The sequence below is a fragment of the Streptomyces adustus genome, assembly GCF_009377175.1.
GTDB classification, from domain to species: domain Bacteria; phylum Actinomycetota; class Actinomycetes; order Streptomycetales; family Streptomycetaceae; genus Streptomyces; species Streptomyces adustus.
Window position 1 is genome coordinate 1 of record NZ_VJZD01000115.1, and the last position, 16,976, is coordinate 16,976.

12 protein-coding genes are annotated in these 16,976 nt (G+C 74.1%); 10 read left to right on the plus strand and 2 right to left on the minus strand.

Annotation, left to right across the window (positions count from 1 at the left end; all coding sequences use genetic code 11):
* Together FNH09_RS25565 and FNH09_RS25570 are read left to right on the plus strand one after the other, a co-directional pair.
* On the plus strand, positions 1-726 hold a 726-nt coding region (locus FNH09_RS25565), incomplete at its 5' end, for a phosphatidylinositol-specific phospholipase C/glycerophosphodiester phosphodiesterase family protein (protein WP_152891972.1).
* A gap of 102 nt (positions 727-828) precedes the next feature.
* On the plus strand, positions 829-1,023 hold the full coding sequence (locus FNH09_RS25570) for a hypothetical protein (protein WP_152891974.1): 195 nt from the start codon (positions 829-831) through the stop codon (positions 1,021-1,023).
* Between the two features lie 12 nt (positions 1,024-1,035).
* Here the strand turns inward: FNH09_RS25570 and FNH09_RS25575 are convergent, their stop codons facing one another.
* Positions 1,036-2,268 carry a phosphodiester glycosidase family protein gene (locus tag FNH09_RS25575; RefSeq protein ID WP_162469084.1) on the minus strand — a complete coding sequence of 411 codons (1,233 nt, stop codon included), beginning with the start codon at positions 2,266-2,268 and terminating at the stop codon, positions 1,036-1,038.
* 238 nt (positions 2,269-2,506) lie between these two features.
* Here FNH09_RS25575 and FNH09_RS25580 point away from each other — a divergent pair, with 238 nt between their 5' ends.
* Together FNH09_RS25580 and FNH09_RS25585 are read left to right on the plus strand one after the other, a co-directional pair.
* Complete coding sequence (locus tag FNH09_RS25580) at positions 2,507-3,265, plus strand: IclR family transcriptional regulator (protein ID WP_152891976.1); 759 nt, start codon at positions 2,507-2,509, stop codon at positions 3,263-3,265.
* A 99-nt stretch (positions 3,266-3,364) separates the two neighbouring features.
* Positions 3,365-4,573 carry a PP2C family protein-serine/threonine phosphatase gene (locus FNH09_RS25585; RefSeq protein WP_152891978.1) on the plus strand — a complete coding sequence of 403 codons (1,209 nt, stop codon included), beginning with the start codon at positions 3,365-3,367 and terminating at the stop codon, positions 4,571-4,573.
* 127 nt (positions 4,574-4,700) lie between these two features.
* Here the strand turns inward: FNH09_RS25585 and FNH09_RS25590 are convergent, their stop codons facing one another.
* Positions 4,701-5,126 carry an ATP-binding protein gene (locus FNH09_RS25590; RefSeq protein ID WP_152891980.1) on the minus strand — a complete coding sequence of 142 codons (426 nt, stop codon included), beginning with the start codon at positions 5,124-5,126 and terminating at the stop codon, positions 4,701-4,703.
* Between the two features lie 223 nt (positions 5,127-5,349).
* On the opposite strand from FNH09_RS25590, the gene FNH09_RS25595 reads away from it, so the two are divergent.
* The 6 genes from FNH09_RS25595 (at position 5,350) to FNH09_RS25620 (ending at position 16,846) form a co-directional block, all read left to right on the plus strand.
* Entirely contained in the window at positions 5,350-6,117 is a 768-nt protein-coding gene (locus tag FNH09_RS25595) for an IclR family transcriptional regulator (protein ID WP_152891982.1), read from the plus strand.
* A 37-nt stretch (positions 6,118-6,154) separates the two neighbouring features.
* The gene (gene glpK, locus FNH09_RS25600) at positions 6,155-7,669 is read left to right on the plus strand and encodes a glycerol kinase GlpK (protein WP_152891984.1); all 1,515 of its coding nucleotides are present in this window, start codon (positions 6,155-6,157) and stop codon (positions 7,667-7,669) included.
* Between the two features lie 258 nt (positions 7,670-7,927).
* Positions 7,928-9,898, plus strand: a complete 1,971-nt coding sequence (locus FNH09_RS25605) for a phosphorylase family protein (RefSeq protein ID WP_162469085.1) — start codon at positions 7,928-7,930, stop codon at positions 9,896-9,898.
* Positions 9,899-12,877 carry an AAA domain-containing protein gene (locus tag FNH09_RS25610; RefSeq protein ID WP_152891989.1) on the plus strand — a complete coding sequence of 993 codons (2,979 nt, stop codon included), beginning with the start codon at positions 9,899-9,901 and terminating at the stop codon, positions 12,875-12,877. It begins immediately after the preceding gene.
* 28 nt (positions 12,878-12,905) lie between these two features.
* The gene (locus FNH09_RS46775) at positions 12,906-14,141 is read left to right on the plus strand and encodes a gas vesicle protein GvpG (RefSeq protein WP_156110835.1); all 1,236 of its coding nucleotides are present in this window, start codon (positions 12,906-12,908) and stop codon (positions 14,139-14,141) included.
* A gap of 224 nt (positions 14,142-14,365) precedes the next feature.
* Positions 14,366-16,846 (plus strand): VWA domain-containing protein, encoded by a 2,481-nt coding sequence (locus FNH09_RS25620; RefSeq protein ID WP_162469086.1) that lies wholly within the window; start codon positions 14,366-14,368, stop codon positions 16,844-16,846.
* The last annotated feature ends 130 nt before the right edge of the window (positions 16,847-16,976 follow it).

Below are 16,976 nucleotides of genomic sequence, written 5' to 3' on the forward strand. Positions count from 1 at the left end.
GACTACGAGCACCCCCGCCCCCTCCTCGACGCCCTCGACCACCGCTTCGGCAGCGTCGAGGCCGACATCTACCTGGTCGGCGACCAGCTCCTCGTCGCCCACGACCCGGAGGACCTCGACCCGTCCCGCACCCTCGAATCCCTCTACCTCGACCCGCTCGCCGCCCGCGTCCGGGCCGGCCGCGGCTCCGTGTACCGCGGGCACCGCGCGCCCCTGCAACTCCTGATCGACATCAAGACCGAGGGCTCGTCGACCTACCTCGCACTCGACCGCCGCCTCCGGCGCCACCGGCACCTGTTCACCACGTACGCCGGAGGCCGGGTGCACCCCGGACCGGTCACCGCCGTCATCTCCGGCGATCGCGCGGCCCGGGGCCCGATGGAGGCGCAGACCGTCCGCAGGGCGTTCTACGACGGCCGGCTCGCCGACCTCGGCAGCACCGCGCCCGCCTCCTTCATCTCGCTGATCAGCGACAACTGGACGCTCAACTTCGGCTGGCTGGGCGAGGGCGCCTTCCCCGACGCCGAGCGGCGGAAACTGCGGGACATCGTCCGTACGGCGCACGCGCACGGCCAGAAGGTGCGGTTCTGGGCCACCCCGGACCTGGCAGGACCCGCCCGCACCGCCCTGTGGACCGAACTCCTCGCGGCCGGGGTCGACTACCTCAACACCGACGACCTGGCGGGCTTGGAAGCCTTCCTCGACTCCTATCGCCCCGCCGCGTAAAACCACTCGTTCGGCGGACAGGTCAACCGCCCGGACGGACCCTCCGCTACGCCACACTTACGGCCGAACGCCGCGAAGTGGACGTGGCGGAGGAGGTTGACGATGGCCATTTCCATCTCTGCGGTGCTGCTGCTGCTGATCCTGGCAGTGATCTTCCTGCGCAACGGCGGACTGAAGATCTCCCACGCGCTGATCTGCGCACTGTTCGGATTCTGTCTCGCGGGCACCAGCATCGCGCCCACGATCAGCAGCGGGATCACGGCGACGGCCGACATGGTGAGCAGCCTGCATCCGTGATCCCGCGCGGGGTCACCCGACGGTGAAGACCCCGATCCCGTTGGCCACGGCGCGTTCCGCCCCGCCCGAGGGGTGGTTGCGCACCGAGACCCGGCTCGCGCCGGGGGCCCTGGCCACCAGCGTCGACGAGCCGCCGCCGTCGAGGCTGAACCCGTCGACCGCGCCCAGGCTCCGCAGCACACCCGCCACCTCGGCGATCGTGAGACCCCTGCGATAGGCGGGCGCGCCGTCCAGGGCCAGCAGCAACACGCGCCGCCCACCGCTCGCGATGCCCACGGCGGTGCGCACCGCCGATGTCCTGTTGTTCAGGCCGGCCAGCGGAACCCCGCCGCGCAGGACCGGGTATCCGCCCAGCGCGAAGCGGAACGGAATCCGGCTCCCGGCGGCCACCAGCCGGTGCCGGACCGAGACCGGCTCGCCCCGGAAGAACCTGCGCAGCTGCCGCGCGCCCGCCTCACGGCCGACGAGGACGGTCGTGCCCGGGGCGACCGCGCCGCTGCCGGGCCGGTCGGCGAGCGCGACGACCCTGCCGTGCCGCAGCGTCACCTCGTAGGTGTCCGCGCTGCACGACGCCGCCCGCTCGGTGTCCGTACCGCAGGTGGCCCGCACCCGCGAGGCGGTGCCCCAGTCCGAGGTGAACGCGCCGATGGACCCCACCGGCAGCGCGTACTGGTTGAGTCCGCCGAGCGGAAGCGTGCCGGTGGGCGTGCGGACCGACCCGTCGAGGCGCAGCCGGTCGAGCCGGGCGCGCCAGTCGGAGCCGACGCCGACGACCTCGGTGGCGTCGGTGCCCGGCGGCAGATCGGGGCCGAACCGCTGCCCGTCCGGCACGGCCGCCTTGAGGACCCGGCCGGACGCGATCGCCGGCCCCACGGCGGCACCCGTCGCCCGGACCCCGGGATGCTGGATCTCGGTGATGTTGAAGAAGTCCCCGTTGACGCCCGCGACCGCCCCCTGGGCGTCGGCCAGCCCGGAGATCGTGGCCCGCCGCGCCACCGCCCCGGGCCGGAGCAGACCGAGGCGCGCCCGTCGGCGCAGGTCGACGCTCAGCACATGGGCGTGCGCCACGCCCCTGGCCCCCTGGATGTCGTACTGCCGGTACACCACGCCCGGTGCGACTGTCGTGCCCTGTGCGGCGTCGGCGGGTGCCGCCCCCACCACGGTCGTCCCGGCCAGCGCCGTGAACGCCGTGAGAACCGTCAGTACCGATCTGCCTGTCCCGAACCACGTCCGACGTAAAGTCACCTGATCCCCTGAGGTCGCGTCAGCTCACTCGTACGTCGGAAAAGTTCAGCAGAACCCCTTTCGTCACGGGGTGGCCTGCGCGCTACTGCACGAGAACGAGTGAGGGAACGCCTGCCATCGGGTGAATCCCCCTCGGCCTGGGTATCAGGACCCGTGCCGCGCGATGCCGCAACGTGGTGGATCCGTCACGTTCCGTGCGCGCCTTGCCGGGGCCGGGCGCCGGGCGCACGCTGGGTGTATGCGCGCTCAGGACGGCCCCACGCTCATCACGTCCGTCCAGCGGGCCTTCCGCCTGCTGGAAGCCGTGAGCGGGCACGTGAACGGCGCGCCCGCCAAACAGCTCGCGCGGGAGGCCGAGCTGCCCCTGGCCACCGCCTACCACCTGCTGCGGACGCTGGTGCACGACGGATACCTGCGCAAACTCGACGACGGCGGCTTCGTCCTGGGCGACAAGGTGCAGGCGCTGCGCACCACCAGCCGCGAGCAGGCGCTGCTGAGCCGGGTCCGGCCCGTGCTCGCCGCGCTGCGGGACGAGCTCGCGACCGCCGCCTACCTCACGTTCTACGAGGAGGGCGAGATCCGGGTCGCCGAGATCGTCGACGGTCCCCGCGCGCCCCGGGCGGACCTCTGGGTGGGGTTCGAGGACGCCGGGCACGCCACCGCGCTGGGCAAGTGCATCCTGCGGGAGCTGGACGACGACGCCCGCCGGGACTACCTCTCCCGGCACCTGTTGGCCGACCTCACCCCGCGGACCGTCACCAGCTCCCCGGAGCTGCTCAGGCGGATCGACGCCTCACCCGTCGCGCCGGCCGTCACGGACCTGGAGGAATACGCCCTCGGCACCGTCTGCGTCGCCGCGCCCGTGTACAGCGGGGACATCCTCGGCTCGCTCGGCGTGTCCATGCCGGCGGCGCGGGCCTGCCGGATGGCGGAGGTCCTCGCCCGGCTGATCCCGACCGCGGACCGGGTGACCCGGGGCCTGTCGCTCACTATGTGAAATCCCGGTCCTTGTGGGATCCGCCTCCGACGCCTTTACCTGGATCAAACGGACATTTCGGGAATTCTCCAGAGCGCACGTGAGGACACCGGACGCAAGATGACCCAGGCCCGAGGATCCACCCGCCGACGCGCCACGGTCCTGCCGACCGCAGGCAAGGCCGTACTGCCCGTCCTGCTCGTCGCCGTCGTGGTGTTCGCCGACCTGTTCGAAGAGGGCATGATCTGGCTGCCCCTGCTCGTCGCCGGGCCCGCGCTGGCCGCCACGACCAACCGGCCGCGCGGGGTCCTCCTCGTCGGCTTCCTCGCCCTGGCGTTCGGTTTTGTCCTCGGGGCCCGCGCGGACGTCCCGGACGGCGAGCTGGCGGCCGTACTGGCGGCCCTGCTGGCCGTCACCCTGGCGAGCGACCTGGCCAGCTACCTGCGCGGACGCCGGGAGCGTGTGCTCGCGGCCGTCCGCTCGGTCGCGGAGGCCGCCCAGCACGCGCTGCTCAGGCCCGTACCGGAGACCGTCGGCCCGTTCCGGGTGGCGGTCCGCTACAGCGCCGCCGCGGCCGAGGCCCGGATCGGTGGGGATCTCTACGCGCTGATCCCCACCCCGTACGGGATCCGGATGATCGTCGGTGACGTGCGCGGCAAGGGCCTGCCCGCCGTGGGCACCGCGGCGCTGGTGCTCGGTGTCTTCCGCGAGGCCGCCCACGACGAGCCCGACCTCGTCGCCGTCGTGGACCGGATCGAGCGGAGCCTGGAGCGCAATCTGGACAGCGACGACTTCGTCACCGCCGTGGTCGCCGGATACCCGAGCGCCGGCCGCCTGGAGCTGGTCAACTGCGGCCACGCGCCGCCGCTGCTGGTCCGCGCCGCCGGTGATGTCGTACCGGTGGAGCCCGCCGATCCGGCCCCGCCGCTCGGACTGCGCGCCCTGTCGGGCCAGACCCCCGGCCTCCAGACGCTGCCCTTCGCCGACGGCGACCAGCTGCTGCTCTACACCGACGGGGTGACCGAGGCCCGTGACCGCCACCGCGCGTTCTATCCGCTCGCCGAGGGGCTGGCGCGCCATGTGAGCGACGAGCCGGACCGCACCCTGACCGCACTGCACGACGAGCTGCTGGCGCACGTGGGCGGAAAGCTGCACGACGACGCGGCGCTGCTCCTGCTGCGCAAGCCGGTGTCCGTGCGGAGTGCGGCCGGTGAGCCGGCCGTGTCCGGGTCGCGCCCGCGGTCCGCCGCCGGAGTCCTGCTCCCGGCGGAGCGGTGCGCGCCGGACGCGCGGGACGGCACCGGCCTCCCCCTGCGGGACCAGGTTTGACCGGCCCACCGCGCGTTCGCGCGCCTCACGGGATCACGTCTACGGGATCGGGCCGGTCGCCGGGGTGGCGTGCGTCGGCGGGCGTGCTTGCGTCGGTGGAGGTGCGTACGTCGGTGTGTGCGGGCGTTCAGGCAGCGACGAGATCGGCCCAGCGGGACACGCCGCCGGAGTGGATGTGGATGCCGTGCCGGGCCGCCAGCGCGTGCACGATCTGCTCGCCCCGGCCGTGCTCGTCCGGGTCGATCCCGTCCTGCGCGTCTCCCGTGCCGTAGGCGGGACCCGCGTCCGTGACCTCGATCCGCAGGGTGCCGAGCCCCGCGTCCTTGACCCAGGTCAGGCGCAGGTGCGCCGGGGGCAGGGCGTGCACGACGGCGTTGGTCAGCAGCTCGGAGACGACCAGCAGGGCGTCCTCGACGATCTCCGGGCAGACGTCCCAGGCGGCCATGACGTCCCCGGCGCGCCGTCGTACGTCCGAGACGGCCCCGGGCACGGGCGGCAGAGGGCAGACGTGTTCGCATGCCTGCCGAAGCATCGTGTTCAGCTGTGCCGCCATGTGTACTCCTCCAGGACGAACGCTGCCGGGCTCCTCCGGGTGGAGGCTGCCGGTCTGGCGCCGGGTCCGGCGAGGATGCCGGGCTTCAGAGCACCGTAGGAAGCGGCACGAAGGGGGTCAATGAACTCAGGTCGCCATTACCGAACGCAAGCGTCGAATTCAGGGGCGTAGCCCTCCATCTGTACGTGAAGCGGACGCTTCCGGGCGGTATTAGGCTCGCCTCATGGCCGGCCCGGTCCAGTCGATCGAACGGGCGGCGGCGATCCTGCGGCTGCTCGCCGGCGGACCCCGCCGACTGGGGCTGGGCGAGGTGGCGGCCTCGCTCGGCCTCGCGAAGGGCACCGCCCACGGCATCCTGCGCACCCTCCAGCACGTGGATTTCGTGGAGCAGGACGCGGCGACCGGGAAATACCAGCTCGGAGCGGCTCTGCTGCATCTGGGCACCAGCTACCTCGACGTGAACGAGCTGCGGTCCCGGTCCATCAACTGGGCCGACGCCCTGGCCGCGCGCAGCGGGGAGTCGGTCCGTCTGGGCACCCCCCTGGAGGGCCGGGTCCTCGTCGTCCATCACGTGTTCCGGCCGGACGACACGCTCCAGAGCCTGGAGGTGGGCTCGCTGCTGCCGCTGCACGCCTCCTCGCTCGGCAAGGTGCTCCTGGCCTTCGGGTCCGCGCCGCTCGACGAGGCCCTGGAGCCCGCTCCGGAGGCGTACACCCGGCACACCCTGGTGACCCGGGCGCAGCTCACCCAGGCGCTCGCCGACGTCCGTGAGACCGGCTGGGCCGCCGAGGTCCAGGAAATGAGCATGGGCGAGGCCGGTGTCGCCATGCCCATCCGCGGGCACGGTGGGCTGGTGGTGGGCGCGATCGGGCTCTCCGGCGCGGTCGAGCGGATCTGCGACGGCCAGGGCCGCCCCCGGCCGGCCCTGGTCACCCTGCTCCGTGACGCCGCCCGGGCGATCTCCCGAGATCTGGGGGCCGCTCGCTGGTGAGCCCGCCTCCTCGTCCCGTCGGAAGGCAGACCCGATCATGGTTGAACGGTATGTGATGTCCATCGACCAGGGCACCAACTCCACCCGATGCATCCTGTTCGACCATCACGGGCGGCTGGTGTCGGTCGCCCAGCGCGAGCACCGGCAGCACTTCCCCAGGCCCGGCTGGGTCGAGCACGACGTCGTCGAGATCTGGCGCAATCTGTTGCGCGTCGTGCCCGAGGCCCTGGCCGCGGGGGAGGTCGGCCCGGACGAGGTCGCCGCCATCGGCATCGCCAACCAGCGCGAGACGACGGTGCTCTGGGAGCGGCGCACGGGCGCCCCGCTGGGTCGGGCGATCGTCTGGCAGGACACCCGCACCGCGTCGCTCGTCGAGGAGCTCAGGATCCGGCCCGGAGACGGCTTCTTCCTGGAGCGCTGCGGACTGCCTCCCTCGACCTACTTCTCCGCGCTGCGCATCCGCTGGCTGTTCGACCACGTCAAGGGGCTGGAGGAGCGCGCCAGGGACGGCGAGGTGCTGTTCGGCACCATGGAGAGCTGGCTGATCTGGAACCTCACCGGGGGAGCGGACGGCGGGCTGCACATCACGGACGCCACCAACGCCAGCCGCACCATGCTGATGAACATCCGCTCGCTGGCCTGGGACGACGAGCTGCTGGCGTTCTTCGGGGTGCCCCGCTGCATGCTGCCCGAGATCCGCTCCCCCGCCGAGAGCTACGGCGAGGCCGGCGCGGCGCTGCCCGGCGTCCGGATCACGGCCGCCCTCGGCGACCAGCAGGCCGCCCTGTTCGGGCAGACCTGCTTCTCCCCGGGCGAGGCGAAGTGCACGTACGGCACCGGCAGCTTCCTGCTGCTCAACACCGGTACCGATCTCGTGCGCTCCCACCACGGGCTCCTGACGACCATCGCCTACAAGATCGGGGACGAGCCCACGGTCTACGCCCTGGAGGGCTCGATAGCCGTCACCGGCTCCCTGGTCCAGTGGTTCCGCGACCGGCTGGGGCTGATCAGCAGCGCGCCGGAGATCGAGACCCTGGCGCGGACGGTCGAGGACAACGGCGGCTGCTACATCGTCCCCGCCTTCTCCGGCCTGTTCGCACCGCGCTGGCGCAGCGACGCGCGCGGTGTCGTCGTCGGCCTCACCTCGTACATCACCAAAGGACACCTGGCCCGGGCCGTCCTGGAGGCCACCGGCTGGCAGACCCGCGAGGTGGTGGACGCCATGAACGCCGACTCCTCGGTCCCCCTGCGGGAGCTCAAGGTCGACGGGGGCATGACCTCGGACAATCTGCTGATGCAGTTCGTGGCCGACGTGCTGGACGTGCCCGTGGTGCGCCCGATGGTCGCCGAGACGGTCTCCCTCGGCGCCGCCTACGCCGCCGGGCTGGCCGCCGGATACTGGCCGGACCTGGAGGTCCTGCGGCACAACTGGCACCGGGCGGCGCAGTGGCTGCCGGACATGGACCCCGCCCGCCGCGTGTCGGAGTACGAGAACTGGCAGCGGGCCGTCGAGCGGTCGCTGGGATGGATCAGACCGCCCGGCGTCCTGTGATGGCGGGCGTCCCGTGACGGCGGGCCTGGGACCTCGCTCGGCTCTTTTCCCTCCAGTAAAGCCTCAGAAAATCCAATGATCGGATGTGCTTTGTCCGTGATCGTGTGATGGCATTTCTATTTCGGTTTTCCGGTTTTTCCCTGTACGAAATTCTCATCGCCCGCCGGGTGCGGCGCGCCGTGGAGTATGGTCGCCTGCCTCGGCGTGCGCGGTGCCGTCCGTCAGGTCATCCGGAAATATCTCAGCGGGGGAAATACCGTGAACGGTACGCGGACGCCGACCGGGCCCGTCCTGGTGCTGACCGCCCTGCCCGTGGAGTACCGGGCGGTGCGCGAACGCCTGGTCTCCGTGCGCAGGGGCCCGAGCCATCAGGGCACGGTGTTCGAGGCGGGCTGGCTCAACGGCACGCCGTGGCAGATCGTGCTGGCCCAGACCGGAGCCGGGAACCACGCCTCGGCGGTGCTCACGAGCCGTGCCATCGAGGCGTTCGACCCCTGCGCGCTGTTCTTCGTCGGCGTCGCGGGCGGGCTGCGGCCGGACATCGCGCTGGGCGACGTCGTGGTGGCGACCAAGGTGTACGCCTACCACGGAGGCAAGGAGACCGACGGGGGATTCGCGGCGCGGCCCGTGTCCTGGCAGGCCCCGCACGAGCTGGAACAGCTGGCCCGGTTCGTCGACCGCGACGGCGCCTGGGCGGGGGCGCGGCCCCGGACCGGCGGCGGACACGCCCCGCCGGCCGTCCACTTCAAGCCCATCGCCGCCGGCGAGGTCGTCTCCGACGCCCAGGAGTCCGCCCTGCGGCGGATGCTGGACCGGCACTACCAGGACGCGGTGGCCGTCGAGATGGAGGGCGCGGGCGTGGCGCAGGCGGCCCACCTCAGCAACCGGCTGCCCGCGCTGATCGTGCGTGGCATCAGCGACCGGGCCGACGGCACCAAGCGGCGCAGCGACGCCGCCGACTGGCAGACCGTCGCCGCCCGCAACGCGGCCGCGTTCGCCTGCTCCGTCGTCCGCGAACTGGAGGCCGGTGGCGAGGAGCCGTACGGGTCCCTCGACCCGTACGCCTTCCTCGACCCGTACACCGCGTCCGACCCGGACGGACTCCTCGTACCGGACGGATTCTTCGTGCCCGAGGACTTCCGGGTACCGGGCGCTCGTCCCTCGGCCTCCCTGGCGCACCGCAGCGAGTCCGCGCCGCCCCTGCCGTACGGCGCACCGGCGCACCCGGCGCCCTCCCCGTGGCCGTCGCCGACGTCGCCCCGGCAGGCGTCGCCGTACCCGGCGCCGTACCCGTCGACGCCGCCGTCCGCGGGGGCGGACGGGCAGCCGTGGACCCCCGGGCAGCCGTGGACCGGCGGGCGCACGGTGTCCACGCCGGCCTGCCGGTATCTGGTGCACGACGAGCTCCTCGACGAACAGCCCGCCCCGGACCACGCGCTCGTCCGGCACCAGGCGGTGGCCTGCCGACTGGAGCCGTCCGCGGCGGGCACCGCCTCGCCCTACGTCTGGCTGCGGCACGCCGAAGTACGCCTGCCCACCCCGGACGCCCTGGACGCGCTGGCCGCCCTCGGCCGGGAACACGACCTCCTCGGCAGGATCCACCAACGCGCGCGCGGCCTGCCGGGCCCCGGACGGTACGAACGGATCGGCGACCGCCGGGCCGTGCTCGCCCTGCCCTGGCCGCTGACCCGGTCCGGCCGCCGCTGCGGGACGCTGCACAGCGGCTGGCTGGCCGACCGGTCGGCCCCGCTGAACGCCAACCGGCTGGCCCGGCTGCTCGCCGCGATCGCCGGGCTGTGCGACACCCTGGCCGCGCTGCACCGGGCCCGCGCCACCCATCGCCACCTCGACCCCACCGTCGTCCTGGAGCAAGACGACGGACGGCTGATCCTGCGCGACCTCGGGCTGGCCGCCCACGCTCCGTGCCCCGGCGAAGGACCCACCCTCTACCGGGCGCCCGAACAGTGGCGCGGCGGCCACCGGCCGGGCCTTGTCGGACCGCCCGCCGACGTCTACCAACTGGCCGCCCTCACCTACCACCTGGCCACCGGCCGGCCACCGGAACCGGGCGGAGCCCCGCCGCCGAGCTCCCGGCTGGAGCGCGCCCCCGTCGGCCTGGACCGCGCGGTGCGCGCGGCGCTGGCGGAAGACCCCGGCGAGCGTCCTGCCGCCCGCGCCCTCGGCACCGCCCTGCGCGCGGCCCGCGACGACCTGCTCGGAGCGGCCTGAATGCGGCGGCGCACCGTCGACGTGCCCGGGAACCTCGTCCTCGTCCCCGGCGCCACCCTCGACGCCGAGCTGCTGCGGCGGCGCTCCGACCACCTGCCCGAGGACGTCCACGACCTCGCCGCCGACCTCGGCGCGCGGGAACGGGGCGTGCCCGCGATCGTCGCCGAACCCCGACGGCCCGGCGGGGACCGCAGCCTGCTGCTTTACGGCAGGTCCTACGTCGCGCGGCTGTACCGCAGCAGGCGGGAGCAGGGCGCCTACCGGGTGGCCGCCGTCCTCCCGTTAGCCTTCCGGCACCATCGCGACATCGAGCGCGGCTGCCTGCTGGTGCGGCCCGGCGGCTGGCTGGCCCGCCACCCCGACGCCGGGACCCCCGCGGGCAGCGACACCCACTGGCCCCTCCTGGAGGACGCCTGGCGACGGCTCACCGAGCAGCTGGCCGCACGGCACGGCGCGCCGGAACTCGCCGAACGGCACGCGCGCTTCCTCGACACCGTCGAGCGGGCCATCGACACCGTCGAGGACATCGCCGCCGACCGGGCGCGGGAGACCGGTGACTTCCCTTATCGCGCCGCCCGTGCCGCGGGTGAGCGGCGCCACGGCACCCGGGCGGTCTACACCTTCGACCTGGCGGTCGAGCGGGGACCCGACGAGGGCGCCTTCGTGCAGATCGGCGGCGAACCCGACCTGCGCGGTCAGGTCGTCCGCGCCTGCGCGGGCGGCACCTCGGTCACCGTGTCGTTCGACCGGGCCGTCGACTGGGACAGCGTGCCGCGGCAGGGCGCCCTGCGGATCCCCACCGGCCAGGCGGCCCACGAGCGACGGCGTCAGGCGGTGCGGACCCTGCGCGAGCGCCGGTCGCTCAACCCGTATCTGCTGGACGTCCTGGTGGACCACCGGGTCCGTCCGTCGAGCCCGGCCCCGGACGCGCTCGGCGAGGCGCTCGACCCCGCCCAGACGGACGCCTTCCGCAGGGCGCTCTCGGCCGAGGACCTGATGCTCGTGCTGGGGCCGCCCGGCACCGGGAAGACCCGGGTGATCAGCGAGATCGCCCGGGCGGTCGCCGCCCGGCGGACCAGGGAGCGCGTGCTGATCGCCTCCCACAGCAACCGGGCGGTGGACAACGTCCTGGGCCGCCTCCCCAAGGACCTCGTCGTCGTCCGGGTCGGCAACGAGGCCCGGGTCACCCCCGAGGGCCGGCCCTACCTCCTGGAGGAGCAGGCGGCCGGGCTGCGGCAGGAGATCCTCGGCCGGCTGGAGACCCGGCTGACCGCCCGGGGCGACATCGAGGCAGTCCGGGAGTGGTACGAGACCCTGGGCCGGCTCCTCGACCGGCTCGGCACGCTGACGGCCGAGGAGGCGGACCGGCGCGCCGCGCTCGCCGAGGCCGGGCGGGCCGCGGGCGGTCCCGCCCTGCTGCGGGTGGACGAACTGCTCGCCGAGCGCCGACGCCTCGACCGGGAGGAGGAGCGCGGCACCCGCAGGACCGAACGGCTCACCCGGTCGCGCGACGCGGCCCTGCGCCGCACCGGCCTGCGCCCGGTCGGCTTCGTCTTCCGCTTCCTCGCCCGGCGCCACGAGCGCCGTCTCGCCCGCGCGGAGGCGGTGGCCGCCGCGCTCGCCGGGCGGCAGGCACGCCACCGACGGGAGCTGGCCGAGGCCGAGCACGTCCTCGACGAGGCCACCCGTGACATCCCGGCCGTGCGCACCGCACGCCGGGCGCTGGAGGAGACCGCCGGGCGCGCCGCGACCTGCCGCGCCGAGGCGCTGCACGCGGCCGACCGCTGCCGGAGCCTGCTCGCGGCCGCCGGGGAGACCCCGCCCGACCTCGCCCCGCCGACGGCGGACCCGGCTGTCGCCGACCGGGAACCGATCCGGCTCCACGACAGCCTGACGCGGCTGCTGCCGGGCCTGCTGGCCCGGCACACCCTGCTCGCCGAGTGGCACGACGAGGTGGCGTCGGCGACCGGGCAACTGCACACGGAACTGATCCGGTACGCCCATGTGGTCGCCGCCACCTGCATCGGGGTGGCCTCCCGCCCCGAGCTGACCGGCCTCGGCTTCGACCTCGCCGTCGTCGACGAGGCCGGCCAGATCGCCGTCCCGGACCTGCTCGTCCCGCTCGTCCGGGCCCGCCGCGCGGTGCTCGTCGGGGACCACCGGCAGCTGCCGCCCTACCTGGACGCAGAGGCCGGCGACCGCGCCGGGCGCCGTGCCGATCCGGCCGTCACCGCCCTACTGGCCACCAGTGCCCTCGAAATGCTGCAACCGCACCTGCCCGGCTCGGCCGTCGTGTCGCTGACGAACCAGCGCCGGATGCCGTCGGCCGTCGCCGACTTCGTCTCGGGCGCGTTCTACGAGGGCAGGCTGCGGACCCCGGGCCCCGACCTGCCGCACGACGCCCTGCTGTTCCGCGCCCCCATGGTGTTCGTCGACACCTCGCGGCTGCCGGACGGCCGACGCTTCGAACAGGACGCGGGCGACCCGTCGGGCGGCGCGCGGACGGGGTACGTCAACCCGGCCGAGGCCCATCTGCTCACCCTGCTCGCCGCCCACTACGCGGCCCGGGGCGAGGAGTGGGCGGTGATCGTGCCGTACGCCGCCCAGGCCGCGCTGATCGGCACGGCCCTGACCCGGCGCACCGGCCGGGCGGAACACGTCGGGCAGAACCTCGGCACGGTCGACTCGTTCCAGGGCGGCGAGCGCGACGTGATCCTCTACGGCTTCACCCGCAGCAACCCGGCCGGCCGGGTGGGCTTCCTGGACGAACTGCGCCGGGCCAACGTCGCGTTCACCCGGGCCCGCCGCCAGCTCGTGCTGGTGGGGGACCTGTCCACGTTGACCCGGGCCGGGGACCCCGGCTTCCGCGACCTCGCCCGCTCGCTGCGCGAGCACGTCGCCGCACGCGGCGAGCTGCGGTCGTACGACGAGGTCCGCGTGCTGCTGGACGGCATCGGGACGGAGGGCGGCGGCCGATGAGCGGTATCGGGACAAAGGGCGGCGGCCGATGAGCGCGGAGACCCTGCCGGCGCCGTGTCCGCCGTACCTGGCCCTGGAGAACGCCGCGTTCACCCTGGGCCTGCGCCCCACCGGCATCCACGCGGTGCTGCTGCCCGTGTGGTCCGTGCAGGTGCGGGCGAAGGTCACCGAGGCGCAGCCCTACGACCTGATCGACCGCTTCGTCGAGCGCGGCATCGCCGAGGCCGGACTCGCCACCGCGGGCGAGGTCGCCTCCTTCCTCGCGCTCGACCCCGCCCTGGTGGCCCAGGCCCTGGCCTTCCTGACCGCGATCGACCACGTCACCGAGGAGGACGGCCGGCTCGGGCTCACCGCGCTCGGCCGGCGGTCGGTGAAGGACGGCAAGCGCTACACGGTGACGCACGACGACCGGCGCAGCCTGTACTTCGACGGGTTCCGCTCAGGTCCGCTGACCACCGCCCACTACCGCAACGACACCGTCGTCCGGGTCCCGCACGACGGTGCGGCGGCCGGGTGGCACCGCGGCCCCCGTCCGCACCGGCTGATGGCGCACCCGTTCCGCGACGAGGCCGTGCGGGAACTCGCGGACGACCCCGGGCGGGAGGGCTTCAACCTGCCCGCGGGCGTCGACGGCCTGGAGCGCGTGGGCGCACCCGAGTGCCTGCACCTGCCCGCGTACGTCGTGCGCGCGGCCGAGGACGACGGCCGGACCCGCCATCTGGTCTACACCCGGGCCCACGACGGCGAGCACGACGTCCTGCTCTCGGCCGCGTGCGAACAGACACCCGAGTGCGTGCACGCCCTGCGCAACGAGGAGCTGGCCGCCGCCCGGTCGGTCGAGCGGCGGATCACGGGCTGGCTCAGCGACCAGGACCTCGGACAGTTTCCGCCGGTACGGGACGCGCAGGGGGCCTGGCGCGTCACGCTGCCCCGCGAGCGCGTCGGGGCGGGCGGCCCGGTCGGGCTGCACCGGATCGGCGGGTTCGTCGTGCTGGGCGGCTCGTTCTTCCAGTTCTGGTGCGAGGACCGGGACACCAGGGCCTGGGCCCTCGTCGAACGCCTCGATCGGCAGTTCGGCGCCCGGTTGCGCCACGATCCCGCCGGGCTGCGCGCCCGGGTCGACTCCCTCTCCCGGCAGCTGGAGCTCGGACAGGTCGACTTGGAGGCGTTGCGCCGGGCCGCGACCGCCAAGGGGAAGCACGGGCTCGCCGAGCGACTGCGCGCGGCCCGGCTCAACAGCCGATCGGAAACAGGTCATGAATGAACAGGCAATGACGGCGAGCGTGCCCGAAAAGAAGAAATATATTTTCGGATGATCGCTAATTAAGAGTGGTCGCTTTATCTGTCGGGGAAAGAGGGGATTCCGGCCAAAAGCGTGGCCCGGTGAGACTAATCTCATCGTGCAGGACGCCACCGAAGGGATGTCGTTCCGGCAGTCGTCGGAATGCGGGGAATTTCGGGGGGCTTCGGATGGGTGGGGAGCCAAGCGTGACGTATACAACGGGGGCGGTCGGGCATGCGTGCGCACGCGCCTCGACGACGAAGGAGCGCCCGCTCCTCGCGGTGCGCGCAAGGGCGTACCGCCTCGCCGCGGTGGCGCTCGCCGCGGCCGCGCTGCCCGCCGCGGCACTGCCGGCGGCGGCGCTCCCCGGGGCCGCGCGGACGGCCCTCGGCACGGACGCTTCGGGCCGGGGCCGGCCCGTCGTCGCGGCCCCGGCCGCGACCGGCGCCTCCGACGACCCCGTCGACTACGCCGTCGCGGTCGACGAGTCGGCGAGCCTCGGGGCCGGGGAACTCGACCGGGAGAAGGACGCGGTGGCGGCGATCGCCGTCAGCGACCCCTCGCCCCGGTCGAGGATGGTGGTGTTCGGCTTCGCCGACGCCAGGACCGCGACCCAGTCGCCCGTCGACGAGGTCTGCCCGATGCGGCAGCTGGACACCGTCGGCCGTGAGCAGATCGCCGAGTGCGCGGGACAGCTGCGCGAGCGCACCGCCCAGGGCGGCTCCGGCACCGACTTCATCTCCGCCGTCCGCCAGGGCGTCACCCGGCTCAAGGAGGCGCCCGACTCCGGGCGGCCCCGGGTGCTGTTCCTGCTCACCGACGGCTACCTCGACGTCAAGGACAGCTACCGCTACCGGGGCCTCGACGACCGCACCCGGGACGAGCAGGCGAACGAGGACCTCGCCCGCGCCCTGCGGGAGGCCGCCGACGCCAAGGTGCAGATCCGGCCGCTCGGCTTCGGCAGGGCCGTCGACCGCAAGCGCCTCGACGAGATGGCCGCCGGCGGCTACCGCGACGGATGCCGCGACCTGCCGCAGACCAGGCCGCAGGCGGAGGTCGTCGACGCCGAGAACCTCGGCAGGGCCCTGGAGACCGCGTTCGCCGCCGCCCGCTGCCTCTACCGGGACCCGGGCTCGCGGACCAGGCCCCCCGGCGACCTCACCGTGCGCGTCTCCCCACTGGCCACCGAGGGCACCATCGTCGTCTCCAAGGGCGACCCCCTGGTCACCGCCACGTACTACGACCCCGAGGGCCACAGGATCACCGACTCCGGTGACGGCGCCGGGGACGGGGAGTCCTCCTTCGAGTTCACCGGGCGCGGCAAGTCGGTCGAGTCCCTGCGCGTCACCCGGCCCCTCGCCGGGGACTGGCGGGTGCACCTCGACGCCCCCGCCGGACACCGCGACCGCACCGCCAGCATCAGCGTCCTCTGGCAGGGCGCGGTGCGCTCCGACATCCGGCTGGAGAAGCCCTCCCCGAGCGCCGGGGAACGCACCCGCGTGGAGGTCGAGGTCCTGACCAGGGCGGGAGTCAAACTCGACGAGCGGGACCTGCGCGGGATCACCGTCACCGGGCAGCTGACCGGCAAGGGCTTCACGCAGAAGGTGCCCATCGCCCTCGCCGACGACGGCCGGGGCCAGGACGAGCACGGCCTCGACGGCGTCTTCTCCGGGACCGTCACCGTGCCCCGCGACGCCACCGGCGACCTGCTCTTCTCCAGCACCGTCCAATCGGTGGGCCTGCGGCCCGACACCCGCTCCTACCCCACCGGCATCGCCCCGCCGAACGCGAAGTTCGGCGCCGTGCTCGACATCCCCGCCGCCACCGTCCACCCCGGCGGCAAGGTCACGGGCACGCTCAAGGTGAGCAACCGGGACACGGCGGCGCACACGGTACGGCTCGCCGTCGCCGACGCCGCGGGCACCGGCCTGAGCGTCGACCCCGCCGAGGTCCCCGTCGAACCGGGCGCGGCCCGCACGCTCGACGTCACCGTACGGGTGGCCGACGCCGACGCGCTCGGCGCGCCGGTCGACGACGACGGCACCGCCCTCGGCGGCAAGGTCACCGCCGCCGACGGCACCCGGGTTCTCGACGACGCACCCCTCAGCATCACCGTCACCGCCGTGCCCAGCCTCCCCCGGCGCATCTGGGACGCCTGGTGGCAGCTCATCGTCCCCGGCGCGTTCGTCCTCGTCGCCGTCGTCGCCGCGCTGCTCACCCGCCGCCGCGTCAAGCGCCTGCGGATCGCCCCCGGCGGACTCCTGCTGGAACTCCTGGGCGCCGACGGCACCTCCGTGTGCAGCCGCAAGGCCAAGACGGGCCGGGGCAACTGGTACGAGTTCGACCTCGTCGACGCCGCCACCGACAGCCCCCGTATCGAACGGCGCAACCGGGGCGCCTACGCCGTCCGGCGCGATCTCGCCGGGGGAGTGGTGCTGCGGGCCGGCGGCCAGGGCGAGCGGACCCTGCGCCTCGGCGAACAACTGGCACTCACCGGCACGCTCTCGCTGCGGATCGCCGACGGCCGGGGCCGCCGCCCCGTCCCCGGCCGTCGCGGCGGCCCGTCCGCCGGAGGCCGGTCATGGACGCCCGGCCGCGTCACCGCCAAGGCCGGCGCCTCCTCCGCGACGGACCACACCGGCTCGTACGCGGCGAGCGCACCGGAGCCGGAGCACCCCGACATCTGAGGGACCGCCCGACACACCGGAGCAGCCCCGTACACCCCATCGGGCGGGCGGCGCCCCGAGCCGCCGCCCGCCCCGACGGACCGCGCGTCCACGACCGCGGTCCCCCCACCCGTACTCGACCACCAGCGAC